The organism is Bacillus sp. AFS029637 (genome assembly GCF_002584985.1).
In the GTDB taxonomy this organism is placed as follows: domain Bacteria; phylum Bacillota; class Bacilli; order Bacillales; family Bacillaceae_G; genus Bacillus_A.
On sequence record NZ_NUPZ01000022.1, the window covers coordinates 133,554 to 149,794 of the forward strand.

The window sequence follows — 16,241 nt, forward strand, 5'->3', positions numbered from 1 at the left end:
ATAAAAGATGAGTGAATTTTCGCTCATCTTTTATTTGTATAGGGAGGAAGTACAGTTGTTAAAGGGAATTAATCATCTTTGTTTTTCGGTATCTAATTTAGAGAAATCTATTACATTTTACGAAAAAGTACTAGAAGGAGAATTATTAGTTAAAGGGAGAAAACTAGCTTATTTTAACATATGTGGAGTATGGATAGCACTTAATGAAGAGACACATATTCCGAGAAATGAAATCCATCAATCTTATACGCACATTGCATTTTCTGTTGAACAAGAAGACTTAGCAAGTTTACTGCGGCGGTTAGAAGAAAATAATATTCCTGTTTTACAAGGAAGAGAACGAGATGTAAGAGATTGTGAATCTCTATATTTTGTTGATCCTGATGGTCATAAGTTTGAGTTTCATTCAGGGACGTTACAGGACCGCCTAAATTATTATAGGGATGAGAAATCTCATATGACATTTTACTAAGGAGGGAGAGAACATTTGCATGCGCTAGTAATTGGTGGAACAGGAATGCTAAAGAGAGTTTCTGTGTGGTTTTGTGAGCAAGGGTTTCATGTTTCTATTATTGGAAGAGATAAAGTGAAATTAGAAAATGTTAAGCGGGAGAGTGCTACACCAGAAAGTATCACATGCTTATCGTTAGATTATCATAATGATGACGATGTAAAGCTAGCTATTAAAAGCACAATGGAGAGGAATGGCCCAATAACGTTAGTTGTTGCATGGATACACTCAAGTGCGAAGGATGCGTTATCACTCATTTGTGGGGAATTAGACTTATGGTCTAAAACATACAGTGTTTTTCATATTTTAGGTAGTAAAGCGTCGCGCATGACCAAACAAAAAATAGGAGGTACGCGATGTAGCTATCATAGAATAATATTAGGTTTTATATTAGAAGATACATACGGAAGATGGCTTACTCATGAAGAAATAGCTGAAGGGGTTATAAAAGGTATTGAAAGTAAGTGTACGGAATGGATTGTAGGAAGAGTGGAACCGTGGGAATTGCGGCCAAACTAGTAGGGGGGAATTGGGAATGAAAACAACGGTATATGTAACAAGGCATGGTGAAACAGAATGGAATGTAGCGAAGCGCATGCAAGGACGACAAAATTCAGCGTTAACTGAAAATGGTATGTTACAAGCGAAACAATTGGGGGATCGAATGAAAGATTTATCAATCCATGCGATCTATAGTAGTCCGAGTGAAAGAACCCTTCATACTGCAGAGTTAATAAAGGGTGAACGTGATATACCGATAATCGCGGATGAGCATTTCTATGAAATTAACATGGGTATATGGGAAGGACAGACAATCGCGGATATAGAAAAACAATACCCAGAAGAAGTAAATTTATTTTGGAATGAGCCACATCTTTTTCAGTCAACATCAGGAGAAAATTTTGGGTCTGTTTATAAAAGAGTTATTGAAGGGATACAGCTTCTATTAGAAAAGCATAAAGGAGAAAGTATATTAATTGTTTCTCATGCGGCAGCGGCAAAACTACTTGTAGGACATTTTGCGGGTATTGAAATTGCAAATGTATGGGATGATCCATTCATGCACAGCGCTAGTCTTAGTGTAATTGAGTTTGATGACGATTGTGGTGAAGTAAAACAATTTGCAGATATAAGTCATTTTCAAGAAAAGTAAAAAAGGCCGCAAAACGGCCTTTTTTTTGTGGGTATAAAAAACTAGCAATTACGTTTTTTATACCAGAAGTGATCGAATTTCTTGTTTTTGCAAGATGGGAACTTATGTCCATCGTCTTTGCAATCATGCCATTTCTTTCCGTCATCGCACGAATCATCACAAGAGCCACCGTGTCCATGAGGGAAGAATTCGCACTTTTTACAGTAACATCGTTTTGTCCAATAAAATTTCTTTTCAAAGCGCACACATTTTGTAACGAATGTACAATGTTTTCTGCGCGTAACTTTTGTAACTAACACGCATTCTTTTCTACGTGTCACTTTCGTAACGAATGTCCATTTTTGAACGCGTACTCGAGTACATTTCGTAACGAATGTCCATTTTTTAACATGAGTACATTTTGTAACAAATGTACAATGTTTCACGCGAGTACATCTTGTTCTTGGGCATTTACAATCTTCGCTACATTCTATTTTTGAAGAGCAATCATCATCGCACTCAAAAGTACTTGGATCTTGATGTAAGAAATCCTCCATCCCTGCACTTTTGATTTCTTCAACAGCTTTTCTAATATCACGTTTCATAGAAATCCTCCTTATCATGTATTTAATTGAAAAGGTATTCTTTTTCCTTAACAGGATATGTATGTGGGCATCTTTCTGAACAGGACAAGAGTGCAATTTTATATAAATAGATAATAGCGGATGTATGGACAAGACGAGGTGCATACATTGAATGAAGAGAACTGAGAAGGGATGAGAGAATATGTTACCTTCCTATGATTTGTTTATTCATCCAATGTACTTAGTGGAATTGAAAAAAGACATTTGGTCAGATAGTCCAGTGCCGGCAAAATTAACTTATAGAAAAAAGAAGTATGATATTGATATCGTATATCGGGGTGCTCATATTCGTGAATTTGAGAAAAAGTCTTATCATGTTATGTTTTATAAGCCGAAAAAATTTCAAGGTGCGAAGGAGTTTCATTTAAATTCTGAGTTTATGGATCCGTCTCTCATACGAAATAAATTATCTTTAGATTTTTTTCATGATATTGGTGTACTTTCACCAAAGTCACAACATGTATTTATAAAAATTAATGGTCAAATTCAAGGCGTATATTTACAGTTAGAATCAGTTGATGAAAACTTTTTAAAAAATAGAGGATTACCGAGTGGTTCTATTTATTATGCGATAGATGATGATGCGAATTTTTCTTTAATGAGTGAGAGGGATAAAGATGTTAAGACAGAGCTTTTTGCAGGTTATGAATTTAAATATTCAAATGAAAATAGTGAAGAACAATTGAGTGAATTTGTATTTCAAGCGAATACATTGACGAGGGAAGCTTATGAAAAAGAAATTGGGAAGTTTCTACATGTAGACAAATATTTACGGTGGTTAGCTGGAGTTATTTTTACACAAAACTTTGATGGTTTTGTTCATAACTATGCACTATATCATAACGATGAAACAAATTTATTTGAAGTCATACCGTGGGATTATGATGCGACTTGGGGACGCGATGTACAAGGGAGACCGCTTAATCATGAGTATATTAGAATTCAAGGATACAACACGTTAAGTGCAAGATTGTTAGATATACCTGTAATTCGAAAACAATATCGAAATATTTTAAAAGAAATATTAGAAGAGCAATTTACAATTTCTTTTATGAGGCCGAAAGTAGAAGAAATGTGTGAATCGATTCGTCCATATTTACTACAAGATCCATATATGAAGGGAAAAATCGAAACATTTGACCAAGAGGCTAATATGATTTATGAATATATAAATAAAAGAAGAAAGTATATACAAGACCACTTACATGAATTGGATTAATTTTGAAGAGATTGAAACATTATCAATCTCTTTTTTTGTATAATAAAGAGGTATCAATAAAAAGTGAAATCGTTGATAAAGAATGGAGTTGTGTAGAGATGACGATTAAATGGATTGATTGGGTAAAGCAAATACAATCTATAGCACAGGCTGGGTTAACGTATTCTAAGGATGTGTATGATATAGAGCGTTTCCAACAATTAAGAGATATTTCAACTTCTATAATGTCACATTACACAAAAACAGATTGGGAAGTTGTTGAGAAATTATTTGCAAGTGAGACAGGCTATCAAACACCTAAAGTTGATATAAGAGCGGTTATTTTCCAAAATGAAAAACTACTATTTGTGAAAGAAAAAAGTGATGGAAAATGGGCATTACCAGGTGGATGGGCCGATGTCGGTTATACGCCAACAGAAGTTGCAGCGAAAGAGGTTTTCGAAGAGACAGGTTATAAAGTAGATTATTTTAAGCTGTTAGCTATATTTGATAAAGAAAAACATCATCCATCCCCATCAGCAACGCATGTATATAAGATTTTCATTGGATGTGAGATTGTAGGAGGAGAAAAGAAGACTAGCATTGAAACAGAAGAAATAGAGTTTTTTGGTGAGGATGAAATACCGAATTTATCAATTGCTAGAAATACTGAAGAGCAAATTAAAGAAATGTTTGCCTACATGAAAGACCCACAGAAAGAAAAACTAATAGATTAGTGTTGCGATACATATCATATTGTTGTAATGAAGATATTGGCAGATTGCAACCTTTATGTGATAATGGGATGATATGTGAAGAAAAAGGAGATAGAAAAGAACATGTTAGCAAACATAATAGATCAGTTATTGCAATTTTTTGCAAGTTTAGGTTACTTTGGAGTAGCTCTAGCTTTAATGGTTGAGGTTATCCCAAGTGAAATTGTACTTTCTTATGCTGGTTTTTTAGTAGCAAATGGTAAAATTAGCTTTGTTGGTGCAGTAATTGCTGGAACCATCGGCGGTACTTTAGCTCAAATCTTTTTATATTGGCTCGGGTACTACGGAGGACGTCCGGTTGTAGAGAAATATGGGAAATATTTGCTTATTAATAAACGTCATTTAGACATAGCAGAAAATTGGTTTAAACGTTACGGAGCGGGAGTAATATTTTCTGCACGTTTCATTCCGGTTGTACGCCATGCGATTTCTATTCCAGCTGGATTAGCTAAGATGCCGTTAAAACTCTTTACACTGTATACAGTAGTAGCGATTATTCCATGGTCAATTCTTTTTATATACTTAGGAGAAAAGCTTGGTGGAAATTGGAGACATATTAAAGAGTATGCATCTGATTACACACATTACATAATTATAGGTGCGGTTTTCTTTATTGCTCTTTACTTCGGTTTAAAGCTTTTGAAAAAGAAAAAAACAACTCATTAAAGTCAATGATCTTTCATTGGCTTTTTTTATTGTTTCGGTTCTAAAAAAAGAGAGTTGTCCATAATGTGTAATAATAAGACGTAGCGGGGGAATGTGATGAAAGGATCGCCGTTTATACGTGGAACGATATTTTTAACGATGGCAACGATGATATCTAAAATGTTAGGGTTTATATATGTTATACCATTTACAGCTATGGTCGGTACGAGTGGGTATGTGTTATACACATATGCATATCGTCCTTATACTATTATGCTTAGTATTGCAACGATGGGATTACCACTCGCTGTTTCAAAGATGGTATCAAAATACGATCAACTGAATGACTATCATACGGTTAAAAGAGTGTTAAAGAGTGGTATTGTTTTTATGCTTTTAATGGGAGTTATCTCATGTTTTACACTTTATTTGTTAGCTCCACATTTAGCTGAACTTGTGATTGATGGAAATGATCAAACAGGGAATAGTGTAACGGCTGTAACTCATAACATTCAAATTGTAAGTTTTGCATTAATACTTGTACCAGTAATGAGCTTATTAAGGGGATTCTTTCAAGGATTTCAATCGATGGGACCTTCTGCGCTCAGTGTAGTTGTAGAGCAATTTTTTCGAGTTTTAACCATTTTGATAGGAAGCTTTGTCGTTTTATATGTGTTAAAAGCTTCTGTTTCATTAGCAGTTGGTATTTCCACGTTTGGTGCATTTATGGGGGCTATAGGCGGGTTAAGTGTATTAAGTGCGTATTATATAAAAAGAAGAAGGCACTTAAAGAAAAAAGAGATGGCAAGTATACCGCAAACAACGAAATCTTTTTTCTCGTTGTATAAGGAGCTCTTTACATATTCAATACCGTTTGTTGTAGTTGGTTTAGCGATTCCGCTGTATCAGACGATTGATACATTTACAATTAATAAACTACTCATACAAATCGGATATATGCAAGGAGAAGCAGAAAAAATTAATGCGATTATCGGCTTAGTTCAAATGGTTGTGCTCATTCCAGTTTCTGTTGCGACTGCTTTTAGTATGTCTCTCGTACCAGAGATGACGAAAGCTTATACAGTGGGGAATGCCAAGTTGTTGTACAAACATTTCACGAGGACGAATGTATTAGTAGTAGGGATTACGGTACCAGCGGCAATTGGGATGATGGTGTTAGCAAAGCCAGTATATACTCTTTTATTTGGTGCAGGAAATGATCCGGAGATGGGGAGAATTATTCTGCAGTATTATGCTCCTGCTTGTATACTATTTTCTCTCTTTACAGTAACGGCTGCTATGTTACAAGGAATCAATCAACAACAGAAAACAGTGCTAGGATTAGGTATTGGACTTATTGTGAAGATAGTTTTAAATATTGTGCTGCTTCCATATTTTGATTATGTAAGTTTTATCATTTCAACATACGCTGGCTATACGATTTCAGTTGGCTTTAACTTGTGGATGCTTTCTAAATATGTTATAAAGGCAACATAAGCTTTTTAAGGCAGAGAACACTCTGTCTTTTTCTATGTTTATAAATTTTTTTTTATAAAAACGTTTTCAAAATAATTTTTCTATTGAAATTTAAACGTATGTTTCATATGCTGAACATGGTGGTTCAAAAACTGTTGTTTAAGTGAGGTAGATTCCCACATGTAAAAAGAATCGGGGTGATAGTATGTTAAATATGTATTTAACAGACCGAAACGGAAAACTACAAGAGATTGAGGAAATGCAAAAGGGTTGCTGGATTAATGTACTTCATCCAACGGAAGAAGAAATTCAATATCTAGTACAAACTTTAAATGTAGACTTAGATTTCATTAAAGACCCTTTGGATGATGAAGAACGCTCTCGTATTGAAAAGGAAGACAGTAATACTTTAATTATCGTGGATATTCCGACAGTTAGACATGATGAAGAAGGAAATTCGATTTATGACACGATTCCAATAGGTATGATTGTAATGCCAGATTGTTTTGTTACAATTTGCTTAGAAGAAAATCCAATTTTTGAACGTTTTATTAACCAACGTATTAAAGAATTTTATACGTTTAAAAAGACACGCTTTGCACTTCAGCTCTTATATACAATTTCTACTTATTATTTAAGATACTTAAAGCAAATTAATCGAAAAACAATTGATTTAGAGCACCAATTAAATAAATCGATGAAAAATAAAGAGATTTTCACATTGTTAGGCCTTGAAAAAAGTTTAGTTTACTTTACAACGTCATTAAAAGCAAATAAAATTGTAATTCAAAAATTAATGCGTAACAGTACATTTTTAAAAATGTATGAAGACGATCAAGATTTATTAGAAGATGTATTAATTGAAAATAAGCAGGCCATTGAAATGGCGGAAATATATAGTCACATTTTAAGTGGAATGATGAATACTTTTAGCTCCGTTATATCAAATAATTTAAATAGTGTTATGAAACTGTTAACGTCTATTACAATCATTTTATCATTACCAACGATGGTTTCTAGTTTCTTCGGAATGAATGTAAAGGTTCCATTTGAAGGTGAAGCCCATGGTTTTGTCATTGTACTCATAATATGTGTAACACTATCTCTCACATTAGCATTTGTTTTTTGGAAGAAACGTTACTTTTAAAGATAAGAAAGCTGCTCTAGCAAAGTCATAAAACTATGCTAGAGCAGCTTTCTTTGTTATAAAATCTCAGTTTTGAAATAGAATATAAATTGTAAAATGTAATGTGTATTATGGTTATGAATTCCATATAAGTCTTGTTCAAATAATAAAATAAGGTTAAAATTACATATTGTTAACGAAAAGTTGGGGGAAATACATCATGGAGTTGTTTCAATTACCGAAAGCATTCCTGCAAATGAATACAATCTTTATCTCAATATTAATCGAGGCACTTCCATTTGTGCTAATTGGTGTATTTATTTCAGGATTCATTCAAATGTTTGTGACAGAAGATATGGTGGCAAAATGGATGCCGAAGAACCGATTTCTGTCTGTTTTATTAGCTACTTTTTTAGGCATGATGTTTCCAGGCTGTGAATGTGGAATTGTTCCGATTGTAAGGCGATTAATTGGAAAAGGCGTTCCACCCTACGCCGGGATTGCATTTATGTTAACTGGACCGATTATTAATCCAGTTGTATTATTTGCAACATATGTTGCCTTTGGAAGTAGTATGCACATGGTATGGTATCGTTCTATTGTAGCGATTATTGTAGCAATTGTCGTAGGTATTATATTGTCATTCATGTTTAAAGAACATCAATTAAGAGATGATTACTTCCCAGAAGTGAACCATAAGCGTCCATTACGTAAAAAAATGTGGGATGTATGTACACACGCTGTTGAGGAGTTCTTCTCAATGGGAAAATATTTAGTGTTAGGTGCGTTAATTGCTGCTGCAGTTCAAACGTTCGTACAAACTTCAACACTTCTTGCTATTGGACAAGGACCGTTTTCTTCATCAGCTGTTATGATGGGACTTGCTTTCATTTTATCACTTTGTTCAGAAGCGGATGCATTTATTGCTTCGTCATTCCAAAGTACATTTTCAACGGCATCACTTGTCGCGTTCCTCGTTTATGGGCCGATGGTGGATATTAAAAATATGTTTATGATGCTTGCGACATTTAAAACGAAATTTGTAATTGTCGTTACTGTTACAGTTACACTTGTTGTTTATGCAAGCTCACTACTCATTTATGCGATGGGGTGGTAGGTTATGTTTCGAGCATATATATTATTAGGTTTTACAATATTAATTGCACAGCTTCATATTTCTGGTAATATTACGAAGTATATTAATATGAAGTATGCTTATTTATCAAAAACAGCGGCTATTATTTTAGGATTTTTAACGATTGTACAAATTATTATCGTTTTTCAGAAAGAGCATCAAAAGGAGAAAGAACAGCACAATTGTGGATGTGATCATAGCCATTGTGGGCATGATCATTCAAAAGATGAAAATACATGGTGGAAACGAACGTTTTCTTACACTTTGTTCTGTTTCCCAATTATTTCAGGATTATTTTTCCCGATTGCGACATTAGATTCGGATATTGTTAAAGCGAAGGGCTTTCATTTTCCAGTAGCACAGGCAGAAAGTAAAGATCCATTTATGACAAGGCAATTTTTAAGACCTGATACAAGTATTTATTACGGAAAAGAAGGCTATCGTGGTGTAATGGAAAAAGGGAAGAAAGAGTTTGTTACGAAAGATAATATTGCATTAAATGATGAAGATTTCTTAAAAGGTATGGAGACAATTTATAATTATCCTGGCGAGTTTACAGGGAAAAAATTATCTTTTAAAGGGTTTGTTTTCCGCGATGATTCTTCTAAGAAAGAACAATACTTTATATTCCGTTTCGGTATTATACACTGTGTAGCGGATTCTGGTGTATATGGTATGTTAGTGAAAAAGCCAGAAGGGGTAGAATGGAAAAATGATGATTGGATTCAAGTTGAAGGAGAAATATCAACTGAATTTTATCAACCATTCCATGCGAATATTCCTGTTTTAGAAGTAACGAAATGGAATAAAGTTGAGCAGCCGAAAGAACAATACGTATTTAGAGGAGCCGATTAATAAAATCGGTTCTTTTTTATGGACTAAAAGTTCTAAAGATTGCTAATATTAAACGTGTAGTTCACATGACGCAGTATTTATGGATAAATAATTAAAGGGGTGAAAACAGTGACAGGAGTTAAGGGAAAAACAGCTAATGAATCAAGAGTGTTTAAAACGAGCCGAGTATTTCCAACAGATTTAAATGATCATAATACGCTATTTGGTGGAAAGATATTAGCGGAGATGGATATGGTTGCTTCCATTTCAGCAACGAGACATGCAAGAAAAGAATGCGTCACAGCATCTATGGATTGGGTCGATTTCTTACATCCTGTTCGTTCTTCAGATTGTGTAAGTTATGAATCTTTCGTTATTTGGACGGGAAGAACTTCAATGGAAGTATTCGTGAAGGTAGTAGCTGAAAATTTAATTTCAGGCGAGAAGCGTATTGCCGCAACTTCATTTGTTACTTTTGTTGCACTTAGTAAAGATAATAATCCAGTACCTGTACCAGGTGTGATCCCTGAGACGGAAGAAGAGAAGGAATTGCATCGCATTGCTGTATTACGTGCAGAACAACGTCATATACGAAAAGCAGAAAGTAAGAAAGTAGCCACACTTCTAACTTTTTGACGAGAAAATTTTAAAATGAAAAGAGGACACCTAAAAATAGGTGTCCTCTTTTATAGTTTTTTCATCCACATATCATATGACAATAACTACTTAGCAGAAGCAAGCAGCACCGACGATGATTAAGAGGATAAATAATACGACTAATAGCGCGAATCCATTACCATGTGCGAAGCCCATTGTTATTTCCTCCTTTTATTTTAAGATACAACATACAGTATGCAAATGAGCTGTTGTTTGATATGGACATATATCATGCAATGACATATTTTCTTGAATGATAATGTATTAAAAAAGGGAAGATATAGGAATAACAGTAAGTGGAGAAAGGAAATTATCCATGAAGTACTTTTTCGTTGTAGTCCTTTTTTTAATAGGTGTATTCATTTGGATGAACATCGATGTGGAAATGGGGAAAGAAATGGCTAGTGAATATGAATTAGGACAAGCTCGATTAGGTGAATTTCAACTATATACGAACGGTGAAGCGTTATATAAGAACTTATTTAAGGATATAAACGATGCAGAAAAGTATGTATACATCCATTTTTATATTGTAAGTAAGGATGAAATAAGCCAAGAGTTTTTGCAGTTACTCGAGAGAAAAGCATCTAGTGGAGTAGAGGTGAAATTGTCAGTCGATCGAATAGGTGGATATAAGCTGAAGAAAAAGATAATTAGTCAATTAAAAAGTAGTGGTGTCCAGTTTACATTTAGTAAAAAGCCTAAACTGAAAAATATATTCTATTCGTTGCACCAACGAAATCATAGACGTATTGTTACGATAGATGGAAAAGTATCCTACGTTGGTGGTTTTAATATCGGAAAGGAGTACCTTGGACAAAATCCGAAATTTGGTCCGTGGCGTGACTATCATGTGCGTATCGAAGGAAATGGTGCTACTGATATGGAACGGAAATTTGCAGCAGATTGGCAGGAAGATACGGGAGACAAGTTCCCTATACATCAAGAGTTACCTGCGTCAGGGGAAGTGAAATATCAATATATATTTTCAAATGGAAAAGGATTGTGGCAAGAGTATGGTGCACTATTAAAAAAAGCGAAACGGTCCTTAATTATCGCCACGCCATATTTTGTACCAAGTAAAGAAATGATGAAAGAGTTAAAAGATGCATTACATCGTGGTGTTAATGTAAAAATTCTCGTTCCGTTTAAAAGTGATGCCGTATTGTTAAAACAAGCTGCCTATCCATATTTGAAAGACATGTTACATGCTGGAGCTGAGATTTATCAATATCGGAATGGTTTTTTTCACGGGAAAGTAACAATCATTGATGGAGAAATAGTCGATATTGGGACTGCGAATTTTGATAATAGAAGTTTTTATTTAAATTGTGAATCTAACTGTGTCATATATGATAAAACAGTTGTTGCTGACGTATGGAGTCGATTAAAGGAAGACTTTCATAAATCAAAACGATTCTCTGAAGAAGATTTTGAAAAAATAAGTAGCTGGGATTGGTTTCTAGCAAGAATAGCGAATGTAATCGCATCATATTTATAGCATATGAATAAAAGGGAAGGGAGGAGTTTAAATGGACTGTATGAAAGAATTAATGAGATATAGTTATATGCTAATTTATAAGGTAGGGGAGTATACTGGAAGGGTCCGTGATGAAGAATTAAAGGATTTATTGCAACACCATTTACCGTATATGTTACAAGCATATAATGAACAAGTGAATTTTCAAGAAGGGGAGAATGTACAGCGGATAACTTGTGAACCAATGTCGTTTCATTTACCCGAAATAGAAAAGGAAATAGACAATAAATATACGGGAGATATTCATATTGCAATTTGTTATATTTCTCATTTGAAACGATTAGCATTAAAGGTAGCACAAGTAGCAGTTGAAGTTGCAAATCCAGAATTCCGCTCATTTTTGGAAAATTGTTTCCTGAAAATGAACCGCTATGCTTATAGTGTGTGGCAATATGTTATGAAGAAGGAATATAAAATTAACCATGTATATGAAAATGAAAAATTTGCATAAGAAACTAAGGTGACAGGGCCTTAGTTTTTTTATGGTATTAGAAAATTTACAAATATTTACCGTATATTTACTATTTGTCAATCTCTCCTTTAAAAATAGAGAGTAATATGGGATTGTACATATTCTATCAAAGGGAGGAAACGCAAATGAACAAATGGGTTAAATCATTAACTGCTATGGCACTTGCAAGTTCTTTATTAATGGTAGGTTGTAGTAAAGATGAGGACAAGAAGAAAGAAGACGATACAACAACACAACAAGAGGACAAAAAGGATAAAGAAAAGAAATAAAGGAATAATAGAGCTTCCTCTTATATATGAGGAAGCTTTTTTGTTGTATATTGAGTGAGAGTATTGAAAAATAGAGAGAGAATGAAAGGGAGGGGGAAACAAATGAAAGTATGTATATTGGGAGCAACAGGTCGAGTAGGTTCAAATGTAATAAAATTAGCGTTAAAGGATGCAGCAGAAGTAACTGCATTAGTTCGTGATGTGGATAAAGTGGAAATAAAGCATGAAAGATTACAAATTATAGAAGGAAACGTATTAAACGAAAATGATATAAAGAAAGTGATAAAAGGATGTGATATAGTAATTAGCGCTCTTGGAACTGATGGAAATGGGACATTAGCGAAGAGTATGCCAAATATTATAAAGCATATGGAAGAAGAAGGCGTCAAGAAAATCATTACAATAGGAACAGCTGGTATTTTACAAGCAAGAACAAATCCAAGTATATATCGTTTCCAATCAAATGAATCAAAGCGGAAAACGACTACAGCAGCAGAAGATCACCTAGCTGCATATAAGGAACTTAGTAATAGTATTTTATGTTGGACTGTCGTTTGTCCGACCCATTTAATAGATGGTGAGGTGACAGGAGTATATCGGACTGAAAAAGATATATTACCAGAAGGTGGCACGAAAATTACAGTTGGTGATACAGCGCATTTTACATGGGGTTTGTGTAATAAAAACATATACGAGAATAGTCGAGTAGGTATTTCTTATTAAAAAACCATCCCAAAAGTGGGATGGTTAGAAGATGATATAACATACGAAGATGATAATCATAATGATTTGTAGAATGGCTTTGGCTACGGTACTGCTTAAAAATCCAACGACAGTAGCAACTCCTACTAGAAAGGCGTCTTTTGGCGCCTTTTTATGCATTAGCTCTGTTATAAAAACCGATAAGAACGGTATTATAATTAAACCAAATGGTGGGAAGAAGAATGATCCGACAATGATCGAAACCATACCAACACGTTCGCCCCACTTTGAACTTCCATATTTTTTTAGAAAATATCCATTTGCAATAAAATCAGCAACGAAAATAAATAGTGTGAAAATCGCTTGAATAATCCAAAAAGAAATCGTTAGTTCTCCGCCATTTATACCAAAATGGTAAATCAAATATCCAGCCCATACAGCTAGAATGCCTGGGATAATAGGATAAATAAAGGCGAGAAATGAAACGATGAAACAGGCAATGATACAAATTGTTAATAATACAGTCACTTTATAACTCCTACTCCTTTTTCGTATCTAATTTATGTACAGCAATTTTTTTAACTTGATGCCCATCAAGTTCTAATGCTTTAAATTGAAAACCGTCATATTCAATGGAATAACCAGCTTCAATATTTAAATCTACCGCTTGAGAGAGGAGCCAGCCTCCAATCGTATCTAAATCGCTATCATCAATATGCAGTCCAAACATATCATTTACTTCAGAAATAAGTACTTTTCCATCTAAAACAGTAAGCTTAGGCGTACGCTTTTCAATCATAGGTGATTCATCCGCATCAAATTCATCTTGAATTTCCCCAATGATTTCTTCAAGAATATCTTCCATCGTTAAAAGTCCAGCAGTACCACCATATTCATCCATAACGATGGCCATCTGAACACGATTCTTTTGAAGATGGACTAATGTTTTGCGAATGGGAACCGTTTCAAATACAGTTAATACGGGATGTATATAAGATTCAAGTGGTTTATAAATACCTTTCGTTTGATCATGAAATACTTCTTTCGTATTAATCATCCCAATAATATCATCTTTATCTTTTTCAATAATAGGATAACGTGTATATTTTTCAGTTGCGACGATATCCATGTTTTCCTCTAACGTATTTTCAGTAGATAAACAAATCATTTCAGTACGAGGGACCATGATTTCTTTCGCAACGCGGTCATCAAATTCAAAAATATTATTTACATATTTATATTCGGTTTGGTTTATTTCACCGCTTTTAAAACTCTCACCTAAAATGAGTCGTAATTCCTCTTCAGAATGGGCAAGTTCATTTTCTTTAGCAGGTTCTAAACCGAATAACTTTGTGAAAAATATCGCTGTACTATTTAATAACCATATGAACGGATACATAATTTTATCAAACCAAATGAGTGGTTTAGCAAATTTTAAAGCAATGGTTTCTGCCTTTTGGATGGCAAAAGACTTTGGAACTAATTCTCCTAATACAACATGGAAAAATGTAATAACACTAAAAGCGATAATAAAGGATAAAGTATTAGCCACTGTTCCAGTAATATTAATTTTTTCGAATAATGGTCGCAGTAGGTGCTCCACAGTCGGTTCACCAAGCCAACCAAGTCCTAAAGATGTAATTGTAATACCGAGCTGACAAGCAGATAAATACACGTCTAAATTAGATACAACGCTCCTTGCAGCCAATGCTTGCTTATTTCCTTCGTTTGCAAGCTGATCAATTCGACTTTTTCGCACTTTTACAACAGCGAATTCTGATGCAACGAAAAAGCCAGAAATAAGAATAAGTACAAAGATGAGAAAAATGTTTAATATGTCCAAGTGTGTTCTCCATTCCAAAGTTTGGAATAAAGATGTCACCTCCTGCAATTATGTTATACTTTTATAATAAAACTAAATGAAAAGAATAGTCAAAGAAAAAAGGGTAAATATTGGTATGTTTCTGTAGTAGTTTTTGAATTTGTTGTTATTTTGTCCGCTATACAAAAGGAATAACCCCCTACTTGGAGATTATAGAGGGTCATTTCAAATTACGGTTTTGAAATACTTCTCGTTAAAGCATAAGATTGTTGTTTGAAGTAGTTGGTCGTCCAAAGTGTTTGAAGGAAAGAAAGTATGCTATATGGGATATAGAGTAGTAATAAGCCAATTGTAACAATGATGGGTGCATTTCCGCCAAATTGAACGATAAATTGCAATAGTCCGCTTGCGTGAAAAACACATTCCATAAAAATGAATGAAAGAATAATGGAACCTAAAATAGATTTATGATTCGAAGTAAGCGCCAAAAACAATGTATCTACAAGAAAAGAAGAGGTTTTTATGTCATATTCATTTGTGTTATTTAAGAAAGGAATCCATTTTTTTATTGCTTGCATAACGATAATCATAGAAGTACTACATACGATGATAAAAGATGAGTAGTAAGGAAGGCTTATAAATTGTGCGACGTATAAAAGTAGTAATAAGACTGAACACTGTAATACTACAGTGCAAAAAGAGTAAGGTATCCAGTTCAATATAGTAGTAAACTTTTTAAACGCGTTAGGTACTTTAAAAAATAATTGGCCAATACCTAAACTTATGAAAAATCCGATTGCAAGAGTGAAGGTAAAACGAACAATTGATAAAAAATATAGTTCCCATATGTAAGGGAATAACGGTGTTGAATGATTCGAAGTATGTATCATTTGATTTGCTGAGAAAAAGATAGATTCATGCATCCAATCAATCTTTGGAATTGATATAGAAGAAAGGTGAGCGAAGTTTTGAAAAATGCTAATAAAGCCATTTTGATAAGAGTAATTGTGTGTAATAAAAAGAGCTGGAATAGGACTTATGACAAAAATAACAATAACACCAAATAAAAATTTGCATATATGTGAGCGTAATAATGACATATAACCACCTACTCTTAGAAAATTCAGAAAATTCTTATTCTTATTTTAGCGTTTTTTGAATGAAGTTACAATATATTTTTCATTGAGTTGTTCAGAGAGAAGGTTGATAGTGAAAAATATGCAAGTGAAGGATTCATGAATAAATTATGACAAGAAAAAGAATAATTTTCAGAAAAATAAAATAAATTATTTATTTTTTTCT

The 16,241-nt window shown here is 33.8% G+C and carries 20 protein-coding genes; 15 read left to right on the forward strand and 5 right to left on the reverse strand.

Features of this window, described 5'->3' with window-relative positions; all coding sequences use genetic code 11:
• Positions 1-55 precede the first annotated feature (55 nt).
• The 3 genes from fosB to COE49_RS10175 are packed head-to-tail and all read left to right on the forward strand — an operon-like array spanning position 56 to position 1,664.
• Positions 56-472, forward strand: coding sequence for a FosBx1 family fosfomycin resistance bacillithiol transferase (gene fosB, locus COE49_RS10165; RefSeq protein ID WP_088230515.1), 417 nt, complete (start codon positions 56-58; stop codon positions 470-472).
• A 15-nt stretch (positions 473-487) separates the two neighbouring features.
• Positions 488-1,030, forward strand: coding sequence for a short-chain dehydrogenase (locus tag COE49_RS10170; RefSeq protein ID WP_088230514.1), 543 nt, complete (start codon positions 488-490; stop codon positions 1,028-1,030).
• Between the two features lie 16 nt (positions 1,031-1,046).
• A complete protein-coding gene (locus COE49_RS10175; RefSeq protein ID WP_088230513.1) occupies positions 1,047-1,664 on the forward strand; it encodes a phosphoserine phosphatase 1 in 618 nt (205 codons plus the stop codon).
• 41 nt (positions 1,665-1,705) lie between these two features.
• On the opposite strand, the gene exsB is transcribed toward COE49_RS10175, so the two are convergent.
• A complete protein-coding gene (gene exsB, locus COE49_RS10180) occupies positions 1,706-2,248 on the reverse strand; it encodes an exosporium protein ExsB (RefSeq protein ID WP_088230512.1) in 543 nt (180 codons plus the stop codon).
• 181 nt (positions 2,249-2,429) lie between these two features.
• Between exsB and cotH the strand changes: the two genes are divergently transcribed.
• From cotH to COE49_RS10220, 8 genes are all read left to right on the forward strand, one after another.
• Positions 2,430-3,506 carry a spore coat protein CotH gene (gene cotH / locus COE49_RS10185; protein WP_088230511.1) on the forward strand — a complete coding sequence of 359 codons (1,077 nt, stop codon included), beginning with the start codon at positions 2,430-2,432 and terminating at the stop codon, positions 3,504-3,506.
• Between the two features lie 98 nt (positions 3,507-3,604).
• Positions 3,605-4,222: an NUDIX hydrolase N-terminal domain-containing protein gene (locus COE49_RS10190; RefSeq protein WP_088230510.1), complete on the forward strand. Its 618-nt coding sequence runs from the start codon at positions 3,605-3,607 to the stop codon at positions 4,220-4,222.
• Positions 4,223-4,324: 102 nt separating this feature from the next.
• Entirely contained in the window at positions 4,325-4,927 is a 603-nt protein-coding gene (gene uptA / locus COE49_RS10195) for an undecaprenyl phosphate transporter UptA (RefSeq protein ID WP_088230509.1), read from the forward strand.
• A gap of 96 nt (positions 4,928-5,023) precedes the next feature.
• The gene (locus COE49_RS10200) at positions 5,024-6,403 is read left to right on the forward strand and encodes a putative polysaccharide biosynthesis protein (protein ID WP_088230508.1); all 1,380 of its coding nucleotides are present in this window, start codon (positions 5,024-5,026) and stop codon (positions 6,401-6,403) included.
• Positions 6,404-6,587: 184 nt separating this feature from the next.
• Positions 6,588-7,529: a magnesium transporter CorA family protein gene (locus COE49_RS10205; protein ID WP_088230507.1), complete on the forward strand. Its 942-nt coding sequence runs from the start codon at positions 6,588-6,590 to the stop codon at positions 7,527-7,529.
• A gap of 199 nt (positions 7,530-7,728) precedes the next feature.
• Positions 7,729-8,625, forward strand: coding sequence for a permease (locus COE49_RS10210; RefSeq protein WP_088230506.1), 897 nt, complete (start codon positions 7,729-7,731; stop codon positions 8,623-8,625).
• Positions 8,626-8,628: 3 nt separating this feature from the next.
• Positions 8,629-9,498: a TIGR03943 family putative permease subunit gene (locus COE49_RS10215; RefSeq protein ID WP_088230505.1), complete on the forward strand. Its 870-nt coding sequence runs from the start codon at positions 8,629-8,631 to the stop codon at positions 9,496-9,498.
• A 108-nt stretch (positions 9,499-9,606) separates the two neighbouring features.
• Positions 9,607-10,113 (forward strand): acyl-CoA thioesterase, encoded by a 507-nt coding sequence (locus COE49_RS10220; RefSeq protein ID WP_140417341.1) that lies wholly within the window; start codon positions 9,607-9,609, stop codon positions 10,111-10,113.
• A gap of 90 nt (positions 10,114-10,203) precedes the next feature.
• Here COE49_RS10220 and COE49_RS10225 read toward each other — a convergent pair whose 3' ends face one another.
• The gene (locus COE49_RS10225) at positions 10,204-10,290 is read right to left on the reverse strand and encodes a YjcZ family sporulation protein (protein WP_000505094.1); all 87 of its coding nucleotides are present in this window, start codon (positions 10,288-10,290) and stop codon (positions 10,204-10,206) included.
• Between the two features lie 160 nt (positions 10,291-10,450).
• On the opposite strand from COE49_RS10225, the gene cls reads away from it, so the two are divergent.
• From cls to COE49_RS10245, 4 genes are all read left to right on the forward strand, one after another.
• Positions 10,451-11,635, forward strand: coding sequence for a cardiolipin synthase (gene cls / locus COE49_RS10230; RefSeq protein WP_140417340.1), 1,185 nt, complete (start codon positions 10,451-10,453; stop codon positions 11,633-11,635).
• Between the two features lie 31 nt (positions 11,636-11,666).
• Positions 11,667-12,125, forward strand: a complete 459-nt coding sequence (locus tag COE49_RS10235) for a spore coat protein (RefSeq protein WP_088230503.1) — start codon at positions 11,667-11,669, stop codon at positions 12,123-12,125.
• Between the two features lie 146 nt (positions 12,126-12,271).
• The gene (locus tag COE49_RS27620) at positions 12,272-12,415 is read left to right on the forward strand and encodes a hypothetical protein (protein ID WP_088230502.1); all 144 of its coding nucleotides are present in this window, start codon (positions 12,272-12,274) and stop codon (positions 12,413-12,415) included.
• A gap of 102 nt (positions 12,416-12,517) precedes the next feature.
• A complete protein-coding gene (locus tag COE49_RS10245; protein WP_088230501.1) occupies positions 12,518-13,138 on the forward strand; it encodes an NAD(P)-dependent oxidoreductase in 621 nt (206 codons plus the stop codon).
• A 24-nt stretch (positions 13,139-13,162) separates the two neighbouring features.
• Here the strand turns inward: COE49_RS10245 and COE49_RS10250 are convergent, their stop codons facing one another.
• The 3 genes from COE49_RS10250 to COE49_RS10260 all read right to left on the reverse strand — a co-directional run bounded on the left by COE49_RS10250 (position 13,163) and on the right by COE49_RS10260 (position 16,039).
• Positions 13,163-13,645, reverse strand: coding sequence for a DUF456 domain-containing protein (locus COE49_RS10250; protein ID WP_088230500.1), 483 nt, complete (start codon positions 13,643-13,645; stop codon positions 13,163-13,165).
• Between the two features lie 10 nt (positions 13,646-13,655).
• Complete coding sequence (locus tag COE49_RS10255; RefSeq protein ID WP_088230499.1) at positions 13,656-14,960, reverse strand: hemolysin family protein; 1,305 nt, start codon at positions 14,958-14,960, stop codon at positions 13,656-13,658.
• Positions 14,961-15,169: 209 nt separating this feature from the next.
• The gene (locus COE49_RS10260) at positions 15,170-16,039 is read right to left on the reverse strand and encodes a hypothetical protein (protein WP_088230498.1); all 870 of its coding nucleotides are present in this window, start codon (positions 16,037-16,039) and stop codon (positions 15,170-15,172) included.
• Positions 16,040-16,241 lie beyond the last annotated feature (202 nt).